We start from the raw sequence: 22,792 nt of genomic DNA on the forward strand, positions 1-22,792 counted from the left end.
AAAATTACTTCCCATCTACATAGTCTTGTAAGTACGAATACCGTTCTGTAAGCTTACCATTTTCAGTCATTTTAGCTCTTGCTAATACGCCATCTTTGTCATTGTTGAAGAAAGCTGGAATTACATGTTCTAAAAACATTTCTCCAAAACCTTCACTTGCATCTTTTGGCAATTCGCATGGTAAATTGTCGACTGCCATCACTGTAATTGCTCCTTTTGTATTGAAAGCTACTTCTTTTTCTGTTTTTGGGTCATATCCATAAAAAGGATCTGCAATGGTTGAAGGACGAATGGTACTTGCCACAGGTCCATCAATGTCGCAAGATACATCGGCAACTAGATTGATTTTGAAATCAGGATGTTTTGCATCATCCCTAGTAAATAAAAACGGTGCGCCATCTCCATAGAAATGTCCTGCAATAAAGAAATCGGTCATTTTTGCATATGGCATAAAGTTACTTTCATAACCACTTGGATCGTTATAAAATTTGAACTTATCTCCTACTTTCCCATCGGTGCGTTTGCTATATTCCATAACATCAACCATGCAATATACAGGTTCCGTAAAGTTTGATGTAAGGTATAATGCATCTGAAATTTCTTTGATTCCTAAGTGATCTAAAATTTCTTTTGCTCCAAATGCTACTTTTCCAGTTCCTGAGAGTAGAATTTTAATATTTGGAAGTTTTATTTTGTCTAATTCTTTTTTGACGGCGTCTAAGTCTGAAAGGTTTTCAACTTTTGGTAATTCAAACAATCCATCTCGCAAACCTAACGCTCTAAAACCATTGTATGCGCCAACTAAACCTGCATAACGCCCAAAACCGATCAAGCGTCCGCCATTGTCTTTGGTAATTACTTCATGATCGTACATTTCAATATTTTTGGCTAATATTGCTTGTAATAACTCACGATTGTACGGTTGTTTTTTGATGGTATGAGAAAAGAAAAAGTATTTTTTATTTGGAATTAAATTTTCAAGCGGAACTTCTTTTACGCCAATCATTACATCACAATGAGAAACATCTTCTAAGACATCAAACCCTTTATCTGCGTACGCTTTATCAGAAAATACACGAATATCTGAAGCTTCTACTTTAAATGTGGCTTCTGAAAATTGTGCTTTTGCTTCTGCTAATTTTTCTGGAGAGAATACCACACGCCTGTCTGGCGGATTTTTACGTTCTTTTATGATGGCAAATTTCATAGCTTATTTTATTAAGTTCATCAGTACTGACAAAGACTGACATTGTTATGTTTGGTACAATTTTTGCCCTAAATTAGTAGTATTTAGCACAAAAACACAAAACTATTAAAAATTGTGTTACTTTTGTTCTCCTTTTTGAACTAAAAGGAAAAGTTCTTAAATATTTTGGGGTCGACTGGTATTGACAGCGAGTCGAATTGAAGTGTAAGCACGCCGAGCGCTGAGAAATAGCTCGTTAATCTCATGTTTCACATTTTTTAAATGGCGAGAATAACTACGCTTTAGCTGCATAATCTGAATTATAGTAGGATTGGCCTCAGTTTCTGTTAGACAGAAAAGCTGAATGTCTCATGATAGCCCTTGTTGCCGGCGATCATAATTGAGACACCATAAAAGACAACATCGAGACTACGTTACTTTGCCGTAGTTTTTACAACTAAGAAGTTAAGCTATTAGTGGGCGGTTTTTGGTCAGCTAGTAGTCGAAAATTAAACAAGAACTAAGCGCGTAGAAGGCATTTTAATTGCTTGTTTGGACGAGAGTTCGATTCTCTCCGACTCCACTTGAAGAGAATTATCATAGAAATTATGGTAATTCTCTTTTTTATTTCCACTTAAATCACTTGATATACTTACGATTGCAGAGAAAATTGAATTGATTCGAAAAGTTCGAAATCGATGATTTTTGAAATCATACCCAATTCCATCAGGAAACAGCATATATTGAATTGTTCGTTTTACCTCCACATTCCCAGAAGTCCATAATGACGGTAGATTGAGTGCAAATTCTATTGCTTTATCAATCGCTTTTTTAAGGTTCGAACTATTAAATTTACTTTTTAAAGAAAGCTTCTCCAATTCTCTTTTTTCTACTAATAATTTTTCATTAAACTTGTCGTATTGAGTTTTGCTTATTTCTTCGAATACAAAACGTTCTTCTATACGATCAATTTTTCGTTGCAAAGCATTTAATTGATTTTTTGCATTTTTGACATCTTCTATTTTTTCAGCATTGAGTTCTATAAACTTCTCTTCTATGATTTCTTTCAGTGGTTCAACATATTTACTATCTGATAATTGAAAGTTCTTTAAAAGCTCTAAAAATGTCTGATGCATTTTTTTAGCACTTCTATTTTCCTTACTTCCTTTTCTTCTATTCTTATAATAATACAACCGTTTTGATCTTACAATATATCCCGTATAAGGCGTATCACACTCTACAGAGCGTACAAACGCTTTTAAAGGGAGGTTTTCATCTTCTGAATTGTATTTCCTTATATCTTTTCTGGATTGTAAAAGGTTATTGATTTTTAAGAATATGTCTCTTGAAACAAGTGGTTCTTGTTTTCCTTCAATAATTTCGTCTGGAAGTAACGGACTTACAATAATTCCACAATAGAATGGATTACGAAGATATTTGCTCAAATACTTTTCTGTTATTTTTAACCCCTTTTTTCTAAGCGTATCGGCTATTTCAACATTAGCCATATTTTTTCCTGATTTTAATAAAAATGCTTTTCGTAAAAGCTTCCCTTGATCGTTTATGACATATTCAGGAGTTTTTCCATTTCCTGGGTTTAGATTCGTATAGCCAAATGGTATTGGTCCAATATAATATCCTTTTCTAATCTTTTCTCTCATTCCTGAAACACACTTATCTCTTCTCAATTCATTATCAAACTGAGAGAACATATAATATAAATTCTGTTGGAATGATCCTGCGCTTGTACTAGTATCTACTTCTTGTGTTGCTGAAATCGTTACAATTCCTTGTTTTTTAAGTTGATCGCTAATATATGCTCCATTAGCTCCAGTACGAGAAAATCGATCATAAGAATATACAATAATGTAACCAACATCTTTTTTTCGGTTTACATAAGCAAGCATTTTTTTAAACTCTTTACGTTCATCACTTTTAGCAGATTCATACGTACCTCCAAAACATTCCAATACTTCAACTCCTTTCTTTTCTGCTAATAGTTTACAATACTTTAGTTGTGTTTCCAAACTAGCATTATTTTCAGCTTGCTCTTTTGTAGAAACTCTTGTGTATATAACTGCTTTTCCATCCAATCGTAAAAGATTCGTGTTTTTTACTTTTTGAAAACTCTTGAAAATGGATAAATCGTTCATACTATTTTGAATTTTGGACATGCTTGCAAACTATTGCTGCTAAATGTTCTAGTTTTTTGATAACTTCTTTAGCTTCTTGATTACTGAATTTTTCAAACCCTTTGAAACTCCGTAAACGATCAGCAGTCATTTTTTGATTTCTATTAAGTACTTTTTTTATAGTACTTACTTTTAATTTTGACATATTGGCACGATAACCGTGATTACTTAATGAAAGTTATCACGTAGATTATACAATACAAGGGCTTACTTTTTTAATGACCTTGTTCTCTTTTTCGTGCCACGACAAGATGACTACTATTAAGTAGTACTATTTAAAGAGTCTTGCGCTCTTATTCTTTTGATCGCTTTTCTCTAAAGCGATTGTATTAACGTTAGAAATCATCTTTTCAATATTACAAAGAATGAAGACTAATTCCAATGATTCTAAATAATATTAACAGTTAAAATCTTACAACTTTGGATTAAGAAATGTTATTGTATGTTTTATTTATTATAATGATCACTTCACGATAAAGTGATTATCTCTTACTATTGTATGTTTAAATTGTTATTGATTCTATTATGTTTTAAATTTCTGGAATGATTTATTTGATAGATGCTTTATTGGTTTATAATTTTTACATATTGTTTCTTTTTAAGATTACTGACTATTTTTTAGGTATTCAAAGTCTTTAAACTTTGAAGCAATATTTAATTCAAGAGGTCTCTAAACCGTCATAGAATACAAATATATAATGAATTGATTAAATATCATTTGTTCAGTTTTGGTACTCGGTACGTAAAAACTGTAAGTCATTGATTTTATATGATTCTTTGAAAAGCGGTACAATTAGTTTTCTCCGAAAAATTAATTTTATTAGTTAGTAATGATGGTACCATTTTAAAGCTTGCATAAATTCTTTATGTCTTTATGATTACAAAGATTCTATATAAAACTGAAATATCATTTGTAAAATTTTGGTTCCGTACCAAAGACTCGAAAGGGAAGGCTATGACTAAGAAAATGGTTAAAAAAGCACATATAATTACTAATTTTTTTATTTCTTTTTTTAAGGTTAAACATTCGTTTTAATTACGCCAACTCATTTTTTATGATCGTTATATTTATATGACAATTCCTTAAATACAGTTTGATGCGTTTGTGAGTACAAAGATTTAAAACAAAACTGAGATATCATTTGTACGCATTTTGTATCATACAAATGCCTTTAAAGGCAATACTATTGCTTAGAAAATGGTTGAAAAAACACATATAATTACTGATTTTTTCATTTGTTTTAAATATGCCAACTCATTCTTTTATGATTGTTATGCTTATATGACAATTTCTTAAATACAGTTTAATGCGTTTGTGAGTACAAAGATTTAAAATAAAAATGAGATATCATTTGTAAAATTTGGGTACAATATCAATGGCTTTTAAAAGCGTAAAAATTTTAAGAAAATAGCTTGAAAATTGTAAGCCTTCGGTAAACTGCATATTGCAGAGAATCTTTGAGTGGATTATTTTAGTCAGATGAAAAACTCCAAGAAACAAGAGCGTATGTTTGCCTTGATAGAGATGATGTACTTAGAGGATATCGATCAGAAAGATTTTTGTGAGCGTGAAGATATCAAGCTGGCTACTTTAAAATATTGGCTGAAACACTATCATCTTGAAAAGAAATTAGATCAAGCGGAAATTCATCCTAGAGAAGAACCATCTTGGAGTAAATTTATTCCTATTGAAGTTGATATGCCCATGGCTAACTCCGATTCATCAATTAGGATTGAATATCCAAATGGTGTTCGTCTACATTTAGATACCTGTTTATTAAATCAAAAGACTCTTTGCTCATTAACTCAACTTATATCATGTTTGGACTAGGAATTTCACACCATTATCATTTATATAGTCACCCGACCGATATGCGTAAGAGTTTTGATGGTCTAGCAGGTATTATTCAAAAAGAACTCAACGGCTCTGCTCTTGATGGAACTGCATATATATTTATCAACAAATCACGTGATAAAGTAAAAATATTACATTGGGAAGATGGTGGTTTTGTGTTGTATTATAAACGCTTGGAATCTGGTCGCTTTGAGTTGCCTGTATATGATGCTTCTGTGATGGGTATTACTCTTAGTTATTCGCAATTAGTGTTACTTATCGATGGTATTTCAATCTCTCATATTCGTAGAAAAAAACGATATCAAATACCTGCATAAATTGTTGTAAAACATTGTTTTTTCTAAGGAGTATTTGTATTTTTAACATGTGAAAACATCCTTATCTACCGTGGTTATCGATCAAGATTATGTTCAGATTCCTAAATCAGAATATGAACAGTTACTCTCTAACTATCAAAATTTAGAATTACAGTTATCTGAATTAAAACGCCTTATTTTTGGTAGTAAAAGCGAACGATTTGTTCCTAACACAGATGCACTTCAATTAGGACTATTTACAGAAGAAACTTCTGAGCAAACAGAGGTAGTACAACAGCAGATTAGTTACAATCGGTCAAAAACAAAAAAGCATCCTATTCGTTTACCATTAGCTTCGCATTTACCAAGAGTTGAACAAATAATAGAACCTGTGCATATTGCTCAAGGTAGCATTAAAATAGGTGAAGAAATTACAGAAGTATTGGAGTATACGCCTTCTAGGGTCTATGTTCGTAAAATTATTCGTCCAAAATATGCATTACCTAATGATGCAGGAATCGTTATTGCTTCACTTCCTAGCATGATCTTGCCTAAATCCAATGTTGGAGCTGGATTATTAGCCCATATTTGTGTCAGCAAGTTCGTGGATCATCTTCCTTTTTATCGTCAGATACAAATTTTAAAAAGAGAAGGCGTTGTTGTAGCAATGTCATCAATGACAGGTTGGTTTTCTAAAGGAGTAACACAGTTGGAGGTATTATATGAAGTCCTACAAAAAGCAGTATTACAAAGTCAGTACCTCCAAGGGGACGAGTCGCCAATCAAAGTTCAAGACAATCATAAAAACGGAAGCTTGCACACAGGATATCATTGGGTATTCCATGCACCAGTGGAACGATTAGTATTATTTAAGTACGATCCTAGCAGGTCAGCAAAAGTTCCAAAAGATTTTTTACAACAGTTTAGCGGAACATTGCAAACTGATGGATATAGAGCATACCAAAATCTAAGTACCAAACATCCGATAAAGCTCTTGGCTTGCATGGCACATGCCAGGCGCTATTTTGAAAAAGCACTTGATAATGACAACGCAAGAGCCAGTTATGCTATGGGGCAAATCCAAAAACTATATGCCATAGAGCGAAAAATAAAAGAGCGTACTACAAATACACAGACCATAAAACGCTATAGAGAATTATGTGCGAAGCCTATTTTAGAAAAGCTTCATACTTGGATGCAACAAGAGTACGGTAAAGTATTGCCTAAAAGCGCTATTGGAAAGGCTTTTGCGTATAGTTTAAACTTGTGGGATAAGCTAAGCGCTTACACACAAGATGGAAAGTATCTGATTGATAACAACCTAATAGAAAATGCAATTAGACCACTCGCATTAGGGCGCAAAAATTATCTCTTCGCAGGCTCTCACAAGGCTGCACAACATGCAGCTATCATGTATTCTTTCTTTGCTACTTGTAAAATCAATGATGTAAATCCGTATCTGTGGTTACATGATGTCTTTAAAAGATTACCTGAGCATAAAGCCAATAAATTAGAAGAATTACTACCACAAAATTGGAAAAATCCAGCAGTAGTTTAAATTGTTAAAGAAATAACATTTTCTTAGCAAAATCTCTCCAATACTAAGAATAGCTTAAAATCAGACACCTATCTAAGAAGTACAAACACTTAGATTTCTACTTGTCAGTAAATTACAATAGTACATAACTCCTTTTATGTAAAATACAGTCTTACAAAATCATCCTGAAATATGCAATACGGGTTTTACCGAGTGCTTACTTTTTATTGGTCTTTTTTCAAAGATAACAATTTAATAAAAAAACTTACTAGTTCTATAATTTATTAAAACGAAGAGCAAGTATTTAGGTAAAATTAATATATAGTTGCATAAAACAATATTTATCAAGTTTAAAGTATAAACTTGATAAGGAACAATTTACTTATTACTCACTTAAAGTCAACAAGTTATTCTTGTTCAGCAAAATAAAATGAAATTTTTGTGCAAGTTATTATAGCCTTTCCTATTGAAATTCTCTATTAATATGACTTAAAAAAAGGTTTTAACTTTATTTACATAAATAATCATATTCGATACGGGAAACCGTAAACAGGTGTAGATTAAACAATCTAACTTTATTCTTTATTTGTCAAAGTATTGAAATTTTCATCTAACAAAAGAAAACTTACACATTAGTAAAATTCAAAAACTTAGAGTATTTAACAATTGATTTTAGAAAACTTTCTTAAATACTTTATTTAATTTTATTACTATCTAATTATTTGCTCATACATACTGAACTGTGAATCACATAAACAAATTTGAAATTACTCAATCACTAAAAAAATTCAATGATATTGTCCAACTGTATTTAGCTGAAGACAAACTTGGAAAAATAGTTGAAATACTTCTCATAAAGACTCCTCAAAATCAAAAAAAATATGTTGATCGTGTTTTAAGGTACGAGATTGATCCTATTTGTAATGAAATAAACCCATTAGTGCAAAGAATCATTCAGTATGGTTACGATGAAGAAAATGAAGTACATTTTATTGCCTACGAATATAATACTAATGAAGAAAAAGATGAGTTCACAGTAAATGATTTAATTAAGGTGCTAAAAACATTAAATCATCTAAAAAATCAAAACAGATATGGTTTCTATATTTCTCCATTAACTATTGCAATATATGATGACCAACCTGAGATTAAGTTTTTAGGTCTGTTAAAAGTCTTCGCTCTATTTGATGCGATAGACACTGATTGTCTTGCTCCAGAATTCAAAAAGAATTATGTTCAATCATTTCAATCAGATATGTATGCTGTTTTTAATCGTTTTAAAGATATACTGAATCATAGCGACAATAACACTCTACATGAAATTTTTGAAAAAGCATTGGCTTTGAATAAAATTGATCGGTATAATAGTTATAAAGATGTCATAGATGTACTGGGAAAATACCAAAAAACAACCATTCAAAGTGTCAGTTATAGTAAAACAGTTACAGTGAGTGTAAAATCCGAGCTAATGACAAACTTTCAAACTGTCATGGATGAAATGAATGAGGAATCTTTTTTGTTGGTCTCTGAAGAAAAATCAAAAGAACACAATAATGTTCAAGGTCAATTTTCAACTGAAAACTATAGTGGGAATTTTTTTGCAAATTCTGATAATTCAATTTTTATTTTAGCAGATAGAATTAAAAACTATACTAATAAGTACGTAAACAACAATGGTTTTGTATCGGAATATAAGTTTGGCTATGAATCATTTAATAGTTTTAATATATCCCAATACTTTGAGAATAAATGGAAAGAAGCAAATGATCTCGGTAAACTACACAAAAAAGAAACAGCGTTAATTACTAAATGGAAAACGCTTCCACAAAAAGAACAAGAATTTATTGAGGAAAAAGCATTTAAAGCTATATATACTAGTTGTAGCGCAACCAAAAAAAAGTCTAATAATCTTATTTTCCAACTTTCAAAAAAATTTAGGGATTGGTATTTTATTCGGGAGCTTAGAAAAAATAATATAAAGCTAGCTATAGATGATAAAGTAGTAGGAATAATTCATAAGTACAATCAAAAAGACTATCAACTTATTATACAAGACGCTGAAATAACTATTGATGATATTCCAAAATCAGGGAAACTGATAGAAGATGTTACTATAGAAATAAGTCAGTTTAAAAAGCAGGTATATGCTTGCACCAATTTTTCAAAAAGAGAGGTAGTCAATCCAGAATTATGTACAAAACTGATTAAACCAGAGCATCTGATTATAGAAACTCCTCCAAATTTAGATTATGTTGCTTTTGAAAATACAATAATTAATGAGCGCTTAAAAAATGATGAATCGCAACTAGAGTCTGTTTTGGAAGCACTACACAGAAAACCATTATACTTAATTCAAGGTCCGCCAGGAACAGGAAAGACAACAGTTATAGTTGAATTAGTAGAACAAATGGTTCTAGAAAATAAAAATGTAAAAATTCTAATTACGTCTCAGTCAAATTTAGCAGTAGATAATGTTTTGGAGCGCTTACCAGATACTATTTTATTTATGCGATTGGCTTCTGATGAAGATAGAATTACAGCATCTATTAAAATGCATTCTTTTACAAATAAACTTTCAGATTGGGTAGAAAAAACAAAAAAAGCTTCAAAAGATTATCTAGATTCAAAACTAAGAAATAGTAAAACGGACAATGAAATTTTAAAATTTAAAACTGCACTTAAAAATTCTGGAAATGACAAAAAATTCACAGATTTCCAGAATTATCTCTATTATCAAAATAATTATATCAAAAGAAAATTTGAAAAAGTAAAAAGCCTAGCAGAAGTCGATCTGATTTTTGATAAGCATCTTGATCTAAAAGTTTCAAAATTGAGAGCTATTCAACGAGATTGGTTTAGCTTTTTAAGTAATGCAGACACAGACAAAGGAAAGCAAAAAGTTTCCATGTTACATACTGGAACTACTGAAATAGATTTAAAAACTGCTTTGCTTCAATCTACAAATGTCATTGGAGCTACTTGTATTCACATTGCTAGTGGACAATATCAAAATATAGATTTTAAGTTTGATTATGTCATTATGGATGAAAGCAGTAAAGCAACACCCGCAGAAAGCTTGGTTCCGATCAACATGGCAAAAAATGTGATTATGATAGGAGATCACAAACAGTTACCTCCTGTAGTCACAAGAGAAAAAGCTGTGAAAGAAAAAATTAAAGAAGAATTAGAAGATAATGGTTTAGACATTCAGAAAGAGTTTGGAGAAAGTTTGTTTGAAAAACTAATTACTACATTTGAAAACAATGATAAGTTATCTCATTATTATAAAATGCTAAGCACTCAATATAGAATGCCTAGACAGTTAGGGAACTTGATTTCAACATATTTTTACAAAGAAAACCCATTAAGAAATCCTTCTAAAGAAATAATTTCTGATTATGATATTAAAAAATCTCATGGGTTACAATTCAAGAAACCATTGACAAAAATAATGGATCTTATTACCAAAAAAATCATCGAAGTTCCAACATCTGTTGTTATGATAAGTACTTCAGATAGCGATAATCCTTATGACAATGGTGACAAGAAAAAAAGAGCCAATGAATGTAATCGAAGTGTTATTAATGAGATTTTAGTTGAATTAAATAAACAGTATCAAGGAAATGCTGAAAAGGAATATCCTTTTACTATTGGGATTATAGCTGGTTACAGAGGTCAAGTAGAGTTACTGAAAAGTACAATAAAGACAGACCGCTATAAAAATTTTAAAATACTACATAAAGATAAAAATGATACTTCATTAATTGATATTAATACAGTAGATAAATTTCAAGGTGCGGAACGTGACATTATTATATATGATATTGTAAAAAGTAGTGAAGCAGTTTCGAGCATTGGTTTTTTAGATGATTATAGAAGAATTAACGTAGCGTTTTCAAGAGCTAAAAAATTATTAATCATTGTAGGAGATCATGAATATATTTTAAAAAGAGCGCACTTACATGAAAAAAGTGAATTTAAAGATTTTAAGCTAAAAGAAATTGTACGACAACTTGAAGAACAAGGTGTAATTGTCCACAATTTTAAAAATATCTTACAATGAAAACAGATTTTCTAATCAAATACGAAAAGCAATATGACATGTTCAAAGATCATCGTGAAAATTTTGAGCTTGTCAATATTTTTGAAATGTATATTCCGTTTTGGAAATGTATGCAAAAAGTTGTTGCTGAAAAGAGCGTTGCTATTGATCGATTTAGTAAAGTCATTTTAGAAACTGTAATTATTGGAATCAATAGTCATGAAGAAATCTGTGCTTTTTTGGGGATTGTTGAAGATGCCTTTGTTACGGTTCAATTTCATTATTTAGTTAAAAATGGATTAATAAAAGAAGTATATACTGACGATATTAAGTTGCTATATGAAATTACTCCTAAAGGTTATAGTTTCCTCGAAAAAAAGCATACTGTAAAACAACTAGAAATAGTTGAATTCCATTTTTTATACAATGATTTATTACAAACATTTTTCGATGATAAAATCACGATTGATTCTATAGATAATAAACAACAAAAGCCAATTCATTACAAGCTCTTGGCAAATCGTCATTTGAAAGAAGGTGTGAAGGTTCAGTACAAACATAGACCAAAAAAACTTCCTTCGTTAGAATTTGCCACATACTTCAATCGTAAAATGAACGGTTATCAATTCTATGATCTTGATGATTCCAATGTAAGAACGTACGAACGCAGTATTTCCTTTTTAGCATTTGAATATATTTCTAAGGATAATTCTAAACATTATGATATACGTAGACATAAAAAATCAATACAAAAATTTAAGTTATATACACTTGAAGAAGAGTTATCATTAGCTGTAACTGATTATTTCAACAAATATCAAACTGACCGATCATAAAGTTCATAATTTTTATTAAAACGGGCTTTAAAGTGAAAATTTAACACAAAGTAAACATCCTTCTTGATTGTAAGAAATTATTTTAAATTGCGTAATTAAAATTTATACTTTCTTACATCATATCGACTAAATATTTAAAATGCATTTATCAAATGAGAATTAGAAGAATAAAAATTAAAAACTTTCGACTATTAAAAAATTTCACGATTGATTTAGAAGATCAACTTTCCTTAATAATAGGAAAAAATAATACAGGTAAAACATCACTATTGTCAATAATAGAGAAATTTCTAACTGAAAAGAGTACTTTTTCTATAAATGATTTTAACCTTGATGAACAAGAAAAACTGAAAGCATTAGAAACTAAGAATTCTATAGTTATTCCTGATGACTTTGAATTTTGTATTCAACTTCTTTTTGAGATAGAATATAATGATTCAGATAACCTACGAAATGTATCTTCACTAATATTAAATCTTGAATCTGATAATATTGTAGTATTAGGTTTTGAATATTTTTTAAACCAATTACAGTTTACATATCTGAAAACAGATTTTGAAACATTTAAAAAAGAAAATAAAACAAAGAATATTATTGATTTTTTACGCTTATCATCAAGTTCTAAATATTTCAAGACAGAGATAAAAACTTATGAATACATTGATGATGATAATTTAGGAAAACAGGAATTAATTACGGATAAAAAACTGATTTCTAAAATAATTAATATCCAAAGTATTAAAGCTAAGAGAGAAGTTAATAACTCTGATTCTAATAGACCAAATAAAACCCTTTCCAGATTATCATCAGATTATTATGAAAGCCTTGAGAATACTTTAGAAGAAGAGATTACTATCAAAGAATTAAATAAAAAATTGGAGGATACCGATAAAGAACTTGATAAAGTGTATCCTAAAGTTTTTAAAGAAGTAATAGAAAAAATAGGGCTTTTTGGAGGAAAGAATAAAGGAGAATCATTAATTAAAGTAGTTTCCTCCCTCCAAGGTAAAAATATTTTAAAGGAAAACACCTCGGTTGTTTATGAGTTTGCTAAAACATTATTACCTGAAGATTATAATGGTTTGGGATATTTAAACCTATTCTCAATCATCTTTGATCTGGAAATAAGATTCAGAGAAATTAGAAAAGAACGAGAGTTAAAAGAAGATCAAATACCTGCTGATATAAACATACTCTTTATTGAAGAACCAGAAGCTCATACACATCCACAAATGCAACATGTATTCATAAAAAATATTAATAAAATTTTAGAAAAAGAGCAGAATGGACTTAATATTAAAGGCAAAAGAGATTCAAAAAAAACTAAATTCAACTTACAAAGTATAATAACTACGCATTCCTCACATATAGTCGCTGAAAGTGATTTTGATAATGTTAAATATTTTTATAAAAATCAAAAAGAAAATAAGGTTAGTTCTCGAAATCTAAAAGATTTAAAAGAGACATATGAAAATAAAACAAATCAATATCAGTTTCTAAAGCAATACCTAACTCTAAACAGAGCTGAGTTATTTTTTGCTGATAAAGCCATTTTAATTGAAGGCGATACAGAAAGAATTTTACTTTCAGCTATGATGGATAAAATAGATACTGAAAATGATTTTGAAATTCCGTTGCTTTCACAAAATATTTCAACTGTTGAAGTTGGTGCTTACGCCCATATATTTGAAAAATTTATTGATTTTATAGGTATTAAGTCACTCTTAATTACTGATATTGATACATATAAACTAGTTAATACTCCAGAGAAGAATAAAAAAGGGGAAAATAAAACAGTAGAAAAGTCATGTTCTCCTGACGACATAGCTGTTAAAGGAATAAAAAATTCTTCATTAAAACATTTTATAAAAAAAGACTTTAGAGAATTAATCAAATCTTCTCAAAATATTTTGATTAAAGAAAATAATTTATGTGTAGCGTTTCAGCATAAAGAAAATGGTTTTCATGCGAGAAGTTTTGAAGATGCATTTATTCATATCAATGAAACCTTCATTAAGACGAATAAGGATAATTTTAATGGATTAAAAAACAAAGGTCATTTTGACCTAGAAGGAGATAAAAAAAAGGATGCATACGAACTTGCTAGTAATTGTATAAAAAAGAAAACCCATTTTGCATTAGATGTTATCTACCACAGTGACGAGCATTATAGTAATTGGGAAATTCCATCATATATTAAAGAAGGATTACTATGGCTTCAGAAGTAGATCAAATTATTAAAACAATGCAGTCAGGTAACCATTTTCTATTAAGTGGTGGGGCAGGAAGTGGAAAAACACATACTTTAATTGATTTAATTCAAAGGATTAATGAAGAAGAACCTAAATCAAAAATTGCATGTATTACTTACACTAATGTTGCTGCGGATGAAATTACCGATAGAGTAAAATCTTCATCTTTAAAAGCTTCTACAATTCATGATTTTTTATGGGATAATATAAAAGGATTTCAAGCTAATCTTAAAGATGCTATTATTGAACTAAATGATGATGTATCTACAGAAGATTTATCAAATGATATAGAGATTCAATATCGAGAATATAAGAGTTTAAAAAAAGGAGTCATTTCGCATAATGAAGTTATTCAAATTGCGAAGTATCTTTTTGAAGAACATCCTCTTTTGTGTAAAATATTAGGTGATAAGTTAGATTATATTTTTGTAGATGAGTATCAAGATACATCTACAGAGGTTATAGAAATTCTATTTAAAAATCTTAATCTAAAAAGCATTGATTTGAGAATTGGACTTTTTGGAGATAGCATGCAATCAATTTATGATAAAGGAATAGGTAAGCTAAACATTAATCAGTTAATAAATAATGATTTTCAACGAAAACTAACAAAAGTTGAAAAAATATTAAATAGAAGAAATCCTCAATCGATTATTGATTTAGCTAATGAATTGAGAGACGATGATTTGAAACAAGATCCTTCAAAAAATACTGATGCTCCAAATATTAATAAAGATGGAACTATTAAAAAAGGAAATATTACCTTTTTATATTCTTCTTTAGGAGATAAAGCACTAAAAGATATAACTACAAGTAAGTATTGTTCTGATTGGAATTTTCTAGATTTTGATAAGAAAGGAAAACCTTTATCAAAGGTCTTATTTATTAGAAATCGTACTATAGCTAAACATGCAGAATTCAACACCTTATTCGAGATTTACACAAAAGATAAGATTGTTGGAAAAGGAGGATATATTAAACGTATTAAAGATTATTTGAAAACAGTAGATATTGAGTATGATACAGATTCATTTTCACTTTTAGAGCTTTTAAATAAATTAATCAAAGAATTCGATCAAGGGTTAGACTTCAAAAAAGCTATTGATTTAATTAAAAAGGAAGAACCAAATTTCGATACAATTCAAAAAGCTATCAATTCTGTAAAAAGAATGCACCCAGGAATTGAAAAAATTCTACCCACAGGTGCAATGTATACTCACATTATTGATAATAGCGATTTATTTGATATGGCTTTATCTATGCCATTCAAAGATTTAACAAAAATATATCTAGATAAGGAAAAACTTATTGGAAATAAAAAGAGTAAAAATTCTGAATCAAATACAAGAAATGATGAAAAAGATGCACTAATTAAATATTTATTTAAAGTTCAAGAAATCATATCACTTTATCAGGATAAAAACATAAATACCTTGCTAAAAAAAGTAGATTTTAAAATTCGCGTAGGGAAAGACAAAACAGTTTTAAAAAGCAAAATGGATGAATTATGTTCGCTCACTACTTTGAAGATTAAATATGTTTTAGAATATGCAGAAAGCTCTGGTATTTTAGAATTTGATTCAAAAGTTTCTGATTTCATTACTAGTAATGATTATCTACTTGAAAGAGTAAATAGAGTTGATTATTTAGAACTTATAAACCTTTACAATTATACTGAGGGTTTAAGTTCATATTCAACTCAACATGGAGTAAAAGGAGAAGAATTTGATAATGTTTTAGTTGTTATAAATAATGATAAAATCCATCAACTTTCTATTTGTTATGAATATCTATTTGAAGGAAAATCTGACGATGAAAAATATTTTAATAGAACATTAAATCTTTTTTATGTTGCTTGCACACGTCCTAAAGAAGATTTGATTGTATTTTATGAAGGAGAATGTTCTCAAAAAACTATCTTGAAAGCAAATGAATGGTTTGAAAATGTAATTGACTTGAATCAAATTAATCAATGATTCAATAAATCATTAGTTAGAATATAGAGTTAGTGACAACTATAAATTATTGAAAAAGTTAATAACATACCCGTGAGGAATTTTTTCCTGCTCAAGTCTTAAATTTTCAGCCTTTAGCCTATTATATAAAAGCCCCTCTTCTTTAGTTAGATTCAATTCGTTTTTCACTAAAGAAATTGTTCCTAAATCATTTTCATAAAATTTAGTAAAAGTATTAGTATCCATTAAAACACTTTGAACTTGTGGATAGTAACTTCGGACTTGTGAAAGTATTTCAAAACCTTGTGCGTCAATATCTCCCCAATAAAGAATTTCTTTATCGTTGAACCATTCTATATTTTTGAGGTTGGAAACCGAATATCCTTTTCCAAAAATAACAATTGTATTTTCTGTATTAGGTAACGTAAGTATGTTATATAAATTAACTTTATTTTCTACAATGATGATTCTCTTGATTTTAAGTTTTAAGCTTCTAAACTGAGAAACAGGTATAGAAAGATCACTAATTCCTGAAAAGACTTTTTCCGATATTTTAGAATCTAATACTCTAAATCTTATTAAAGGTTCTGAAAATTTCAAATTAAATCGTTCCTCAAACTTTGAAGCATCAAAATTCACATAATCTTCTATAAGTATATCTAGTAAATCCTTGATAATTCCTTTATGGCGCTCAATAAATTTTGTATGTACTTGAATCGGCAATTCTCTTACATACAAATTTGGTATAGGATTCTTTTTGAAGTATCGACAAACTTTAAGTATGGCATCCCAGTTTTCTTTATTGGAAATTATTTTTTTTGGATATTTTAGCATCCATGTTTTTAGTTCAGAAAATTCAGTAAATGTCTCTTTTTTTATCTCTCTAAATAAAGCTACTTCTTTGGTCTTATTTAAAAATTTGAGATAATCAATTTCAGATTCAAATGAAAATTTACTCGGAAAACTCTGAGTTCCTAAAATTTTTGACTTTCTTGTTTCATAAGCTATTGTAAAACCATATCCTTTTTGTTCTTTTGAATTTGATAGAAGTTCTCTAATTTCTCTATCAAATTCTTTGGTAGATTTGCTAGGTTTTTTATTTCCTGAAATAATAAGAGGAAATATATTTTCATTATTTACAACAGATTCTAAAAACGTAGTATATTTACTTAAAGCCTTCTTTTTTATTTCTTCTACACCAATCATTAGCTATTAAGGTATTTATCTCTTTCTTGTCTAAATTGATCGATTGGCATATCATACAACCAACTATTACGATCATTTTTTCTCGTTACAAAATGTACAAAAGAAATATGATCTTCCACGATGTCAATATTATCACTTGGAGTCACAACCAATAATTGTAAATGTAATTGCTTACACAGATTGATTAAGTAATTAGCTTTTTTAGCATCTTGTGCTTTGAATGCTTCGTCAATAGCAATAAATCGAAAAGAATCGCTTTCTGTACCAGTTTTAGTTAATCCAAATTGATATGCAATAGCTGAACCAAGTACAGTATATGTTAGCTGCGCTTTTTCTCCACCTGATAATTGCCCCATACCTTCATAAGTATTCTTTTTAGAATTATCCTCTCTGTAAAATTCTTCAATTTTATATTCATACCATGTTCTTACATCCATTACTTTTTCTCTCCATTTTTCATCACGAAGTTTTTTAATAAATGGTTCAATTGCATTTTCAAAATGTATTTTTTCTTCACCTATTTTACTACGAATTTCTTTAAAGTTTGGAATCGCTTTTCGAAGATATTCTTTGAATTCATCAACAAGATCATTCTTTTTCGCTTTATCTTTTAATTGTATATACGTAGTTTGTGGAGTTGATGCAAAATCAATTCCTTCTAAAGATTTATTCAATGACTTTATATTCTCTTTTATTTCCTCAGACCAACTATCAAAAAACTCTTTAAACTCACCAACTTTATTTGTTAAGGTTTCTTCTAAATAGTCATCAAATTTTTTCTGAAATTTTGGAAGATCATTCTCTTTTAATTCATTATATTTTTCTTGGTATGCAGAGATCAATTCTATTTCTAATGAGAGATGACTCACATCTGACATCCAAGTTGGAAAATCTTTTTTTATCTTCTCAGTAGGATATCTAAATTGTCTTATTTTGTCATTAATATCTTTTTCTAATTTTCTTAAAGCCGCTTCAAGTTTAGAAATTTCAACGTTGTTTTTGTTTTGAAAAGTGTTTCGGGTTAGTTCAAAATTAGCATATACTATATTTTCTAAATCAGTATTTCCGACACCAAAATTGGAAAGATCAATAGTATCAGCTTGAATTGAATTTAACAATGCAGCATTTTCATTGTATAATTTTTCAGCCGTTGTTAGCTGAGGTTTTAAATCAGCTCTTTCATCTACAATACCTTCTCTTTCCTTCTCTTTTTCAATTAACTTTCCATTAAGTAATTCTTTCTCTTTTTCTAAAGCTTTTATTCGATGATTCGTTTCTTTTAGCTCTCTTATTCGTTTTTCTAACGCTTCAAATTCTTTCGCAGAAGAAGCCCAATCAATTATATTAAAGGTTGGATATCCTATAATTAAATGATTCAAATTATTCTTTTGGTCATCTATTTCTTTTAAAGTACTTTCTAGAGAATTAAACTCAGCTTTTAAAATTTTCACTTCTTCTCTTAATTCTTGAACTTGGTTACGCCAATAGTTAATTTTAGAAGAATTATCCCAACCCAAAACGTAACGCTCTTTTGATAAAGATTGCTTCCTGTCATCTTTTTCGTGTCTTCCTTTTCCAAACTTAGTGAGTCCTTTTTTTGTAATTGCCTTGTCTGCTTTTGAAAACGCTGACATATTTTCCGCACATAAAAAATTGAAGCGACTTGTCACATTTTGCTCCACCCATTCTGAATATTTACTTGTTGCTTTGAATTGTAATTTATTTACTAGATAATTTTCATTGTCATTTTCTCTATTTGAGAATGAACGCATCGAAAATGAATCACGAAAACGCTCGTATGTTATTTTCCCTCTTAAGTTCGTTTGATTGACATATTTATTTACCTCATCATAATATGCTTCAGGAACTATTAATTTGAGTCCAAAGTTATGCAATGCCTTTTCAATTGCTAATTCCCATATAACTTCAGTATCTTTTATAGAAATGAGTTCACCGATAAAAGGAATTTCTTCTTTCGTCGCTCCGACTGCATTGATAATTTCATTTCTTATTTGTGCAACTCGTCCAGTAATATTATTTCCGCTTTGCAATAAAGTTTCGACAGTATTTACTGCTTCTTTAATCAGAACTTCTTTTTCTTCAATTTTAGTTTTTAAATTGTAATAAGCTTCTTCTTTTTTTGGTCGCGTTACTTTAATATTTTTAATTTCCTCATTTGCTCTTCGTAAAGATTCTTCAAATATTTTTCTGGAGGGATTTTTTGGGAATGATACAGAACCTACCTTTATGTTATATTTTTGAAGTGCATTTTTTCTATCGGAAGTTTTTACTTCTTCGTTTGACTTTTGTGTTTTTAATTTTTCTATTTGTTGACCAACTTCATCTTTTTCAATTTGAACAGCTACTTCAGCTATTTCCTTTTTTAATTCGCCTTCTCCTACTTTCAGAATTTTTATTCTCTTATTTTTAGTATCAATTTCATTTGCTAATCTTGATTTTTCGGATTCACAAAGTTCTTTCCCTTTTTTTGCAAACCAATACAAAGCAGTATCTCTATTAAATTTTAGACTTTCTAATTTTTCTTGGTTATCTTCCAATTGTTCAGCTAAAGTATTTATTGGTTCTAGTTGCTTAATCTGTTCTTTTGCTTTCTTTATATTATTTTGGGCATCCATTAAGTTCACAAAACTATTTTCTAAAGCCTTGTATTCTTCTTCAGCATCTTTTGACTCTAACATTTCATTTCGTATGAATCTATCCAAGTCACCTAAAACTTTTATTCCAACTAGCTTATTGAATAAATCTAACGCCTTCAGTGAACGCATTCCAAATAGCTTTATAATACGGTTGGCATATTGTGTTGGTCCATCAAAAAATTCTAGTTTTCGTCGTGTACTGTTTGAGTTGTATTTTTTATCCAAAAGCTTTTTCCAAAGCCCTTTCCCATCAAAATTTTGAAAATCAGCTGCTATACCTAATGGTATATACCCAATTCCAAAACTTCTTTTCATTTCGTTCCCTGAAAACCAACGTACTTGAAATAGTGTGACTGATTTCCCATCAGTATTTTCAAAATTTGCAAGTAAGATTGAGTAACAACTGGTATCTCTGAGTCTTTGAGATGTAGTTTTACTTTGGTCTTCTCTTTGAATGTCTCCATAATGACCTAATACATAACTTTTCTCAGACCGATCTCCTTTTTTTTCCGAACCAGAAGATTGATTGTAAAAACGACTGTTTTTTAAAGGAACAATTAATGTTAATAATGCATCGACAAATGTTGTTTTTCCTGAACCGTTTACACCTGTTAGTAATGAATTATTTCCTTTAGGTTCTATACGGTAAATTTCTTCATCGAAAGTTCCCCAATTTAGGATTTCCATATATTGAAGTCGAAAACCTGCTTCACTTGATACTGTACTAAATAGACTTGACATACGCTTCTAACTGATTTTTGAAATCATTTAATGTATCAAGAGAAACCTTGTCTTTAATGATTTTATGAATTATATATTTTGGATTTTCATCTTCTCCACTTACTTTTTTTAAGTATCCATAATCAATGATTTTATTTATGTAGGTATCTAAATCTTTTAAAAATTGGACAGTATTGTATTTTTGTGGAAGAAAACGTTCTATTTCGTCTTTTAAATCTTCCAAAAGAATATATTTTATAGTTCCTTGAAATTCTATTGGATTGTTTTCAAACTCTTCTAATATTTGTCTTAATATGACCAACACAACTGAAACTTCAAATCCAATAGCACGACGACTCACCAAGCCAAGTGTATTGTTATCTTCATCAATTATAAATTGTTTTACAAAAGCATATCCATCGTCTTCACGCACAATTAATTCTAATCCTAGTAAGCTTATGTATTCAGCTATTTCTTTTCTATAGAAAAGTACATCATCCCAAACATTATCATTTCTGTTGACAGTACCTTTCAGTAGTTTCACTACCGATTTGGAATAGGGTTTTATATGTTCTTTTAAATTCATTTGGTTATGATTATTTCTGGCACTTGTATTGATTTATTATTTTCTTCATCAAAAAATACAGTATCAATTTGTTGACCATTGAATTCATGTTGAAAATCCTGTAACACATCAAAATACCCAAATAGTTCAGGCAAACCCTCTGAAATTCCACCACTTTCTTTGATTACTTTTATAAGTGTTGTTTGATTTTGATGTTTTAAGATCGTATTGATGTTTGACTTGAGTTTCGCTTTATTTATTATTTTACGTGCAATGATTTCTTTAAAATCTTCTACTTGCGAAAAATCATTATTAGCTATTTTAGGTTTACTACTATATGTATGATTTTCTTTTTTTTCGTATGTTAACTTTTTTTCAAAAGGTATATTCAAATCAATCGCTATTTCTAATTCCATAGATATACTTGGGCGCATATTGTTCTGACCTATTACTGCTAAGTTCTTCTTTATATCAGTAATCAATCTTTTAATTAAATCTCTATCAATAGAATTCCCTTCTCTTATGATTCTACTCAGCTTTTCTGCCATTTTATCATTAGCGTAAGATACTTTCTTTCCTAATTTGAATAAATAGCTTTTAATACCTCTTAAAAATGTGTCTTCATTTTGTATACCTTTTTCTTCTAATTTGCTGTAGAGTTCGTCCGTAAGTTCTATCCATTGGTTTTGTAATGAACTATCCATTAAAAATTCCCAAAAGGCATAAAAACTCTTTCCTTGATGGCTTTCTTTCAATCGATTTAACGAATCAAAAGTATAATCGAGCACATCACTTTTTGACAATGATTGGTCGAGATGTTTTTGATAGATTTGATTTGTGATTTTTTTAAAATTATCTTCTACTTCTTTAAAATCAGTGAGCAATTCTTTTGCCGTAGCATTTAATCTATCGAATCGGGGTATGATTTCAAAATTATCTAGGGTTTCAACTTCTTTCCCCATTTTCAAATCTTGAATTTGCTCGTCAAGTTCAGCTTTTCTTCGTTCAAGATTTTTTATTCGTTTCTCTTTATCTTCATCTGTACGTTCTACCAGTTCTTGAAGTTGATTAAAAATATCTTTAAACTTAGATTCTGTTCCTATAAACTCTTTCTTTTTTAAAGAAGCTAACCAATTGAATACTTTTATAGTATACGAGGAAAGTTGATAAATAATATCTCCATTTTCGTTATAGTAGTTGCTCAGAAACCCACTATCAGTCCACTTTTTTATATATGCTTTAGATTTGATTTCATCAGTCTCAAAAAGTTTATCACCATGGTCTTCATCAGAAACATCTGCTTCTGAATAGTTCAAGAAGTCTTCTAGTCTTCTGTATAAATCATCTGACGCAATAGCACTTTGATTCTCACCAAATACAGAATTCAGAAATGAGATAATGAAAACCACATTTCTAGATTTTAGCAAATTGATACTTGGAGAATCGATTAAAATTTTTCTTACATCTTCAATTTCTGACATTCAAGCTGTTTA

General features: G+C 29.4%; 13 protein-coding genes, 1 other RNA gene and 1 pseudogene. 8 read left to right on the top strand and 7 right to left on the bottom strand.

Annotation, left to right across the window (positions count from 1 at the left end):
- Nucleotides 1-4: 4 nt before the first annotated feature.
- Nucleotides 5-1,207, bottom strand: coding sequence for an NAD(P)-dependent oxidoreductase (locus IMCC3317_RS08515; protein ID WP_160129099.1), 1,203 nt, complete (start codon nt 1,205-1,207; stop codon nt 5-7).
- Between the two features lie 167 nt (nt 1,208-1,374).
- Between IMCC3317_RS08515 and ssrA the strand changes: the two genes are divergently transcribed.
- Nucleotides 1,375-1,772: a transfer-messenger RNA gene (ssrA, locus tag IMCC3317_RS08520) on the top strand.
- Nucleotides 1,773-2,550: 778 nt separating this feature from the next.
- On the opposite strand, the pseudogene IMCC3317_RS23665 reads toward ssrA, so the two are convergent.
- Together IMCC3317_RS23665 and IMCC3317_RS08530 are read right to left on the bottom strand one after the other, a co-directional pair.
- Nucleotides 2,551-3,360, bottom strand: a pseudogene (locus IMCC3317_RS23665) (recombinase family protein); the annotation flags it as partial.
- Nucleotides 3,341-3,523, bottom strand: a complete 183-nt coding sequence (locus tag IMCC3317_RS08530) for a hypothetical protein (protein WP_160129100.1) — start codon at nt 3,521-3,523, stop codon at nt 3,341-3,343. The pseudogene IMCC3317_RS23665 and the gene IMCC3317_RS08530, both read right to left, overlap by 20 nt.
- Nucleotides 3,524-4,858: 1,335 nt before the next feature.
- Here IMCC3317_RS08530 and tnpA point away from each other — a divergent pair.
- The 7 genes from tnpA to IMCC3317_RS08565 all read left to right on the top strand — a co-directional run bounded on the left by tnpA (nt 4,859) and on the right by IMCC3317_RS08565 (nt 16,172).
- The gene (gene tnpA, locus IMCC3317_RS08535) at nt 4,859-5,209 is read left to right on the top strand and encodes an IS66 family insertion sequence element accessory protein TnpA (protein ID WP_160129101.1); all 351 of its coding nucleotides are present in this window, start codon (nt 4,859-4,861) and stop codon (nt 5,207-5,209) included.
- On the top strand, nt 5,197-5,550 hold the full coding sequence (gene tnpB / locus IMCC3317_RS08540; RefSeq protein ID WP_228055000.1) for an IS66 family insertion sequence element accessory protein TnpB: 354 nt from the start codon (nt 5,197-5,199) through the stop codon (nt 5,548-5,550). Before tnpA ends, tnpB begins: the two co-directional genes overlap by 13 nt.
- A 49-nt stretch (nt 5,551-5,599) precedes the next feature.
- Complete coding sequence (tnpC, locus tag IMCC3317_RS08545) at nt 5,600-7,087, top strand: IS66 family transposase (protein ID WP_228055002.1); 1,488 nt, start codon at nt 5,600-5,602, stop codon at nt 7,085-7,087.
- 721 nt (nt 7,088-7,808) lie between these two features.
- A complete protein-coding gene (locus IMCC3317_RS08550) occupies nt 7,809-11,129 on the top strand; it encodes an AAA domain-containing protein (protein WP_160129102.1) in 3,321 nt (1,106 codons plus the stop codon).
- Nucleotides 11,126-11,944 carry a hypothetical protein gene (locus tag IMCC3317_RS08555; RefSeq protein ID WP_160129103.1) on the top strand — a complete coding sequence of 273 codons (819 nt, stop codon included), beginning with the start codon at nt 11,126-11,128 and terminating at the stop codon, nt 11,942-11,944. Before IMCC3317_RS08550 ends, IMCC3317_RS08555 begins: the two co-directional genes overlap by 4 nt.
- A gap of 152 nt (nt 11,945-12,096) precedes the next feature.
- Nucleotides 12,097-14,172 (top strand): AAA family ATPase, encoded by a 2,076-nt coding sequence (locus IMCC3317_RS08560; protein WP_160129104.1) that lies wholly within the window; start codon nt 12,097-12,099, stop codon nt 14,170-14,172.
- Complete coding sequence (locus tag IMCC3317_RS08565; RefSeq protein ID WP_160129105.1) at nt 14,157-16,172, top strand: UvrD-helicase domain-containing protein; 2,016 nt, start codon at nt 14,157-14,159, stop codon at nt 16,170-16,172. The genes IMCC3317_RS08560 and IMCC3317_RS08565 overlap by 16 nt, the downstream gene beginning before the upstream one ends.
- A gap of 39 nt (nt 16,173-16,211) precedes the next feature.
- Here IMCC3317_RS08565 and IMCC3317_RS08570 read toward each other — a convergent pair whose 3' ends face one another.
- From IMCC3317_RS08570 to IMCC3317_RS08585, 4 genes are read right to left on the bottom strand one after another with little or no spacing between them, the layout of a single operon-like run.
- Nucleotides 16,212-17,357, bottom strand: coding sequence for a Wadjet anti-phage system protein JetD domain-containing protein (locus IMCC3317_RS08570; RefSeq protein ID WP_160129106.1), 1,146 nt, complete (start codon nt 17,355-17,357; stop codon nt 16,212-16,214).
- Nucleotides 17,357-20,755: an ATP-binding protein gene (locus tag IMCC3317_RS08575; RefSeq protein ID WP_160129107.1), complete on the bottom strand. Its 3,399-nt coding sequence runs from the start codon at nt 20,753-20,755 to the stop codon at nt 17,357-17,359. The genes IMCC3317_RS08570 and IMCC3317_RS08575 overlap by 1 nt, the downstream gene beginning before the upstream one ends.
- Nucleotides 20,739-21,320, bottom strand: a complete 582-nt coding sequence (locus tag IMCC3317_RS08580; protein ID WP_160129108.1) for a DUF4194 domain-containing protein — start codon at nt 21,318-21,320, stop codon at nt 20,739-20,741. Before IMCC3317_RS08580 ends, IMCC3317_RS08575 begins: the two co-directional genes overlap by 17 nt.
- Nucleotides 21,317-22,780, bottom strand: coding sequence for a DUF3375 domain-containing protein (locus IMCC3317_RS08585; protein ID WP_160129109.1), 1,464 nt, complete (start codon nt 22,778-22,780; stop codon nt 21,317-21,319). Before IMCC3317_RS08585 ends, IMCC3317_RS08580 begins: the two co-directional genes overlap by 4 nt.
- Nucleotides 22,781-22,792 lie beyond the last annotated feature (12 nt).

The organism is Kordia antarctica (assembly GCF_009901525.1).
Lineage (GTDB): Bacteria > Bacteroidota > Bacteroidia > Flavobacteriales > Flavobacteriaceae > Kordia > Kordia antarctica.

Excerpts from the sequence above, each read along its gene's own strand:
- IMCC3317_RS08515 (WP_160129099.1), bottom strand. The coding sequence starts at position 1,207 with ATGAAATTTGCCATCATAAAAGAACGTAAAAATCCGCCAGACAGGCGT.
- IMCC3317_RS08530 (WP_160129100.1), bottom strand. The coding sequence starts at position 3,523 with ATGTCAAAATTAAAAGTAAGTACTATAAAAAAAGTACTTAATAGAAAT.
- tnpA (WP_160129101.1), top strand. The coding sequence starts at position 4,859 with ATGAAAAACTCCAAGAAACAAGAGCGTATGTTTGCCTTGATAGAGATG.
- tnpB (WP_228055000.1), top strand. The coding sequence starts at position 5,197 with ATGTTTGGACTAGGAATTTCACACCATTATCATTTATATAGTCACCCG.
- IMCC3317_RS08555 (WP_160129103.1), top strand. The coding sequence starts at position 11,126 with ATGAAAACAGATTTTCTAATCAAATACGAAAAGCAATATGACATGTTC.
- IMCC3317_RS08560 (WP_160129104.1), top strand. The coding sequence starts at position 12,097 with ATGAGAATTAGAAGAATAAAAATTAAAAACTTTCGACTATTAAAAAAT.
- IMCC3317_RS08565 (WP_160129105.1), top strand. The coding sequence starts at position 14,157 with ATGGCTTCAGAAGTAGATCAAATTATTAAAACAATGCAGTCAGGTAAC.
- IMCC3317_RS08570 (WP_160129106.1), bottom strand. The coding sequence starts at position 17,357 with ATGATTGGTGTAGAAGAAATAAAAAAGAAGGCTTTAAGTAAATATACT.
- IMCC3317_RS08575 (WP_160129107.1), bottom strand. The coding sequence starts at position 20,755 with ATGTCAAGTCTATTTAGTACAGTATCAAGTGAAGCAGGTTTTCGACTT.
- IMCC3317_RS08580 (WP_160129108.1), bottom strand. The coding sequence starts at position 21,320 with ATGAATTTAAAAGAACATATAAAACCCTATTCCAAATCGGTAGTGAAA.
- IMCC3317_RS08585 (WP_160129109.1), bottom strand. The coding sequence starts at position 22,780 with ATGTCAGAAATTGAAGATGTAAGAAAAATTTTAATCGATTCTCCAAGT.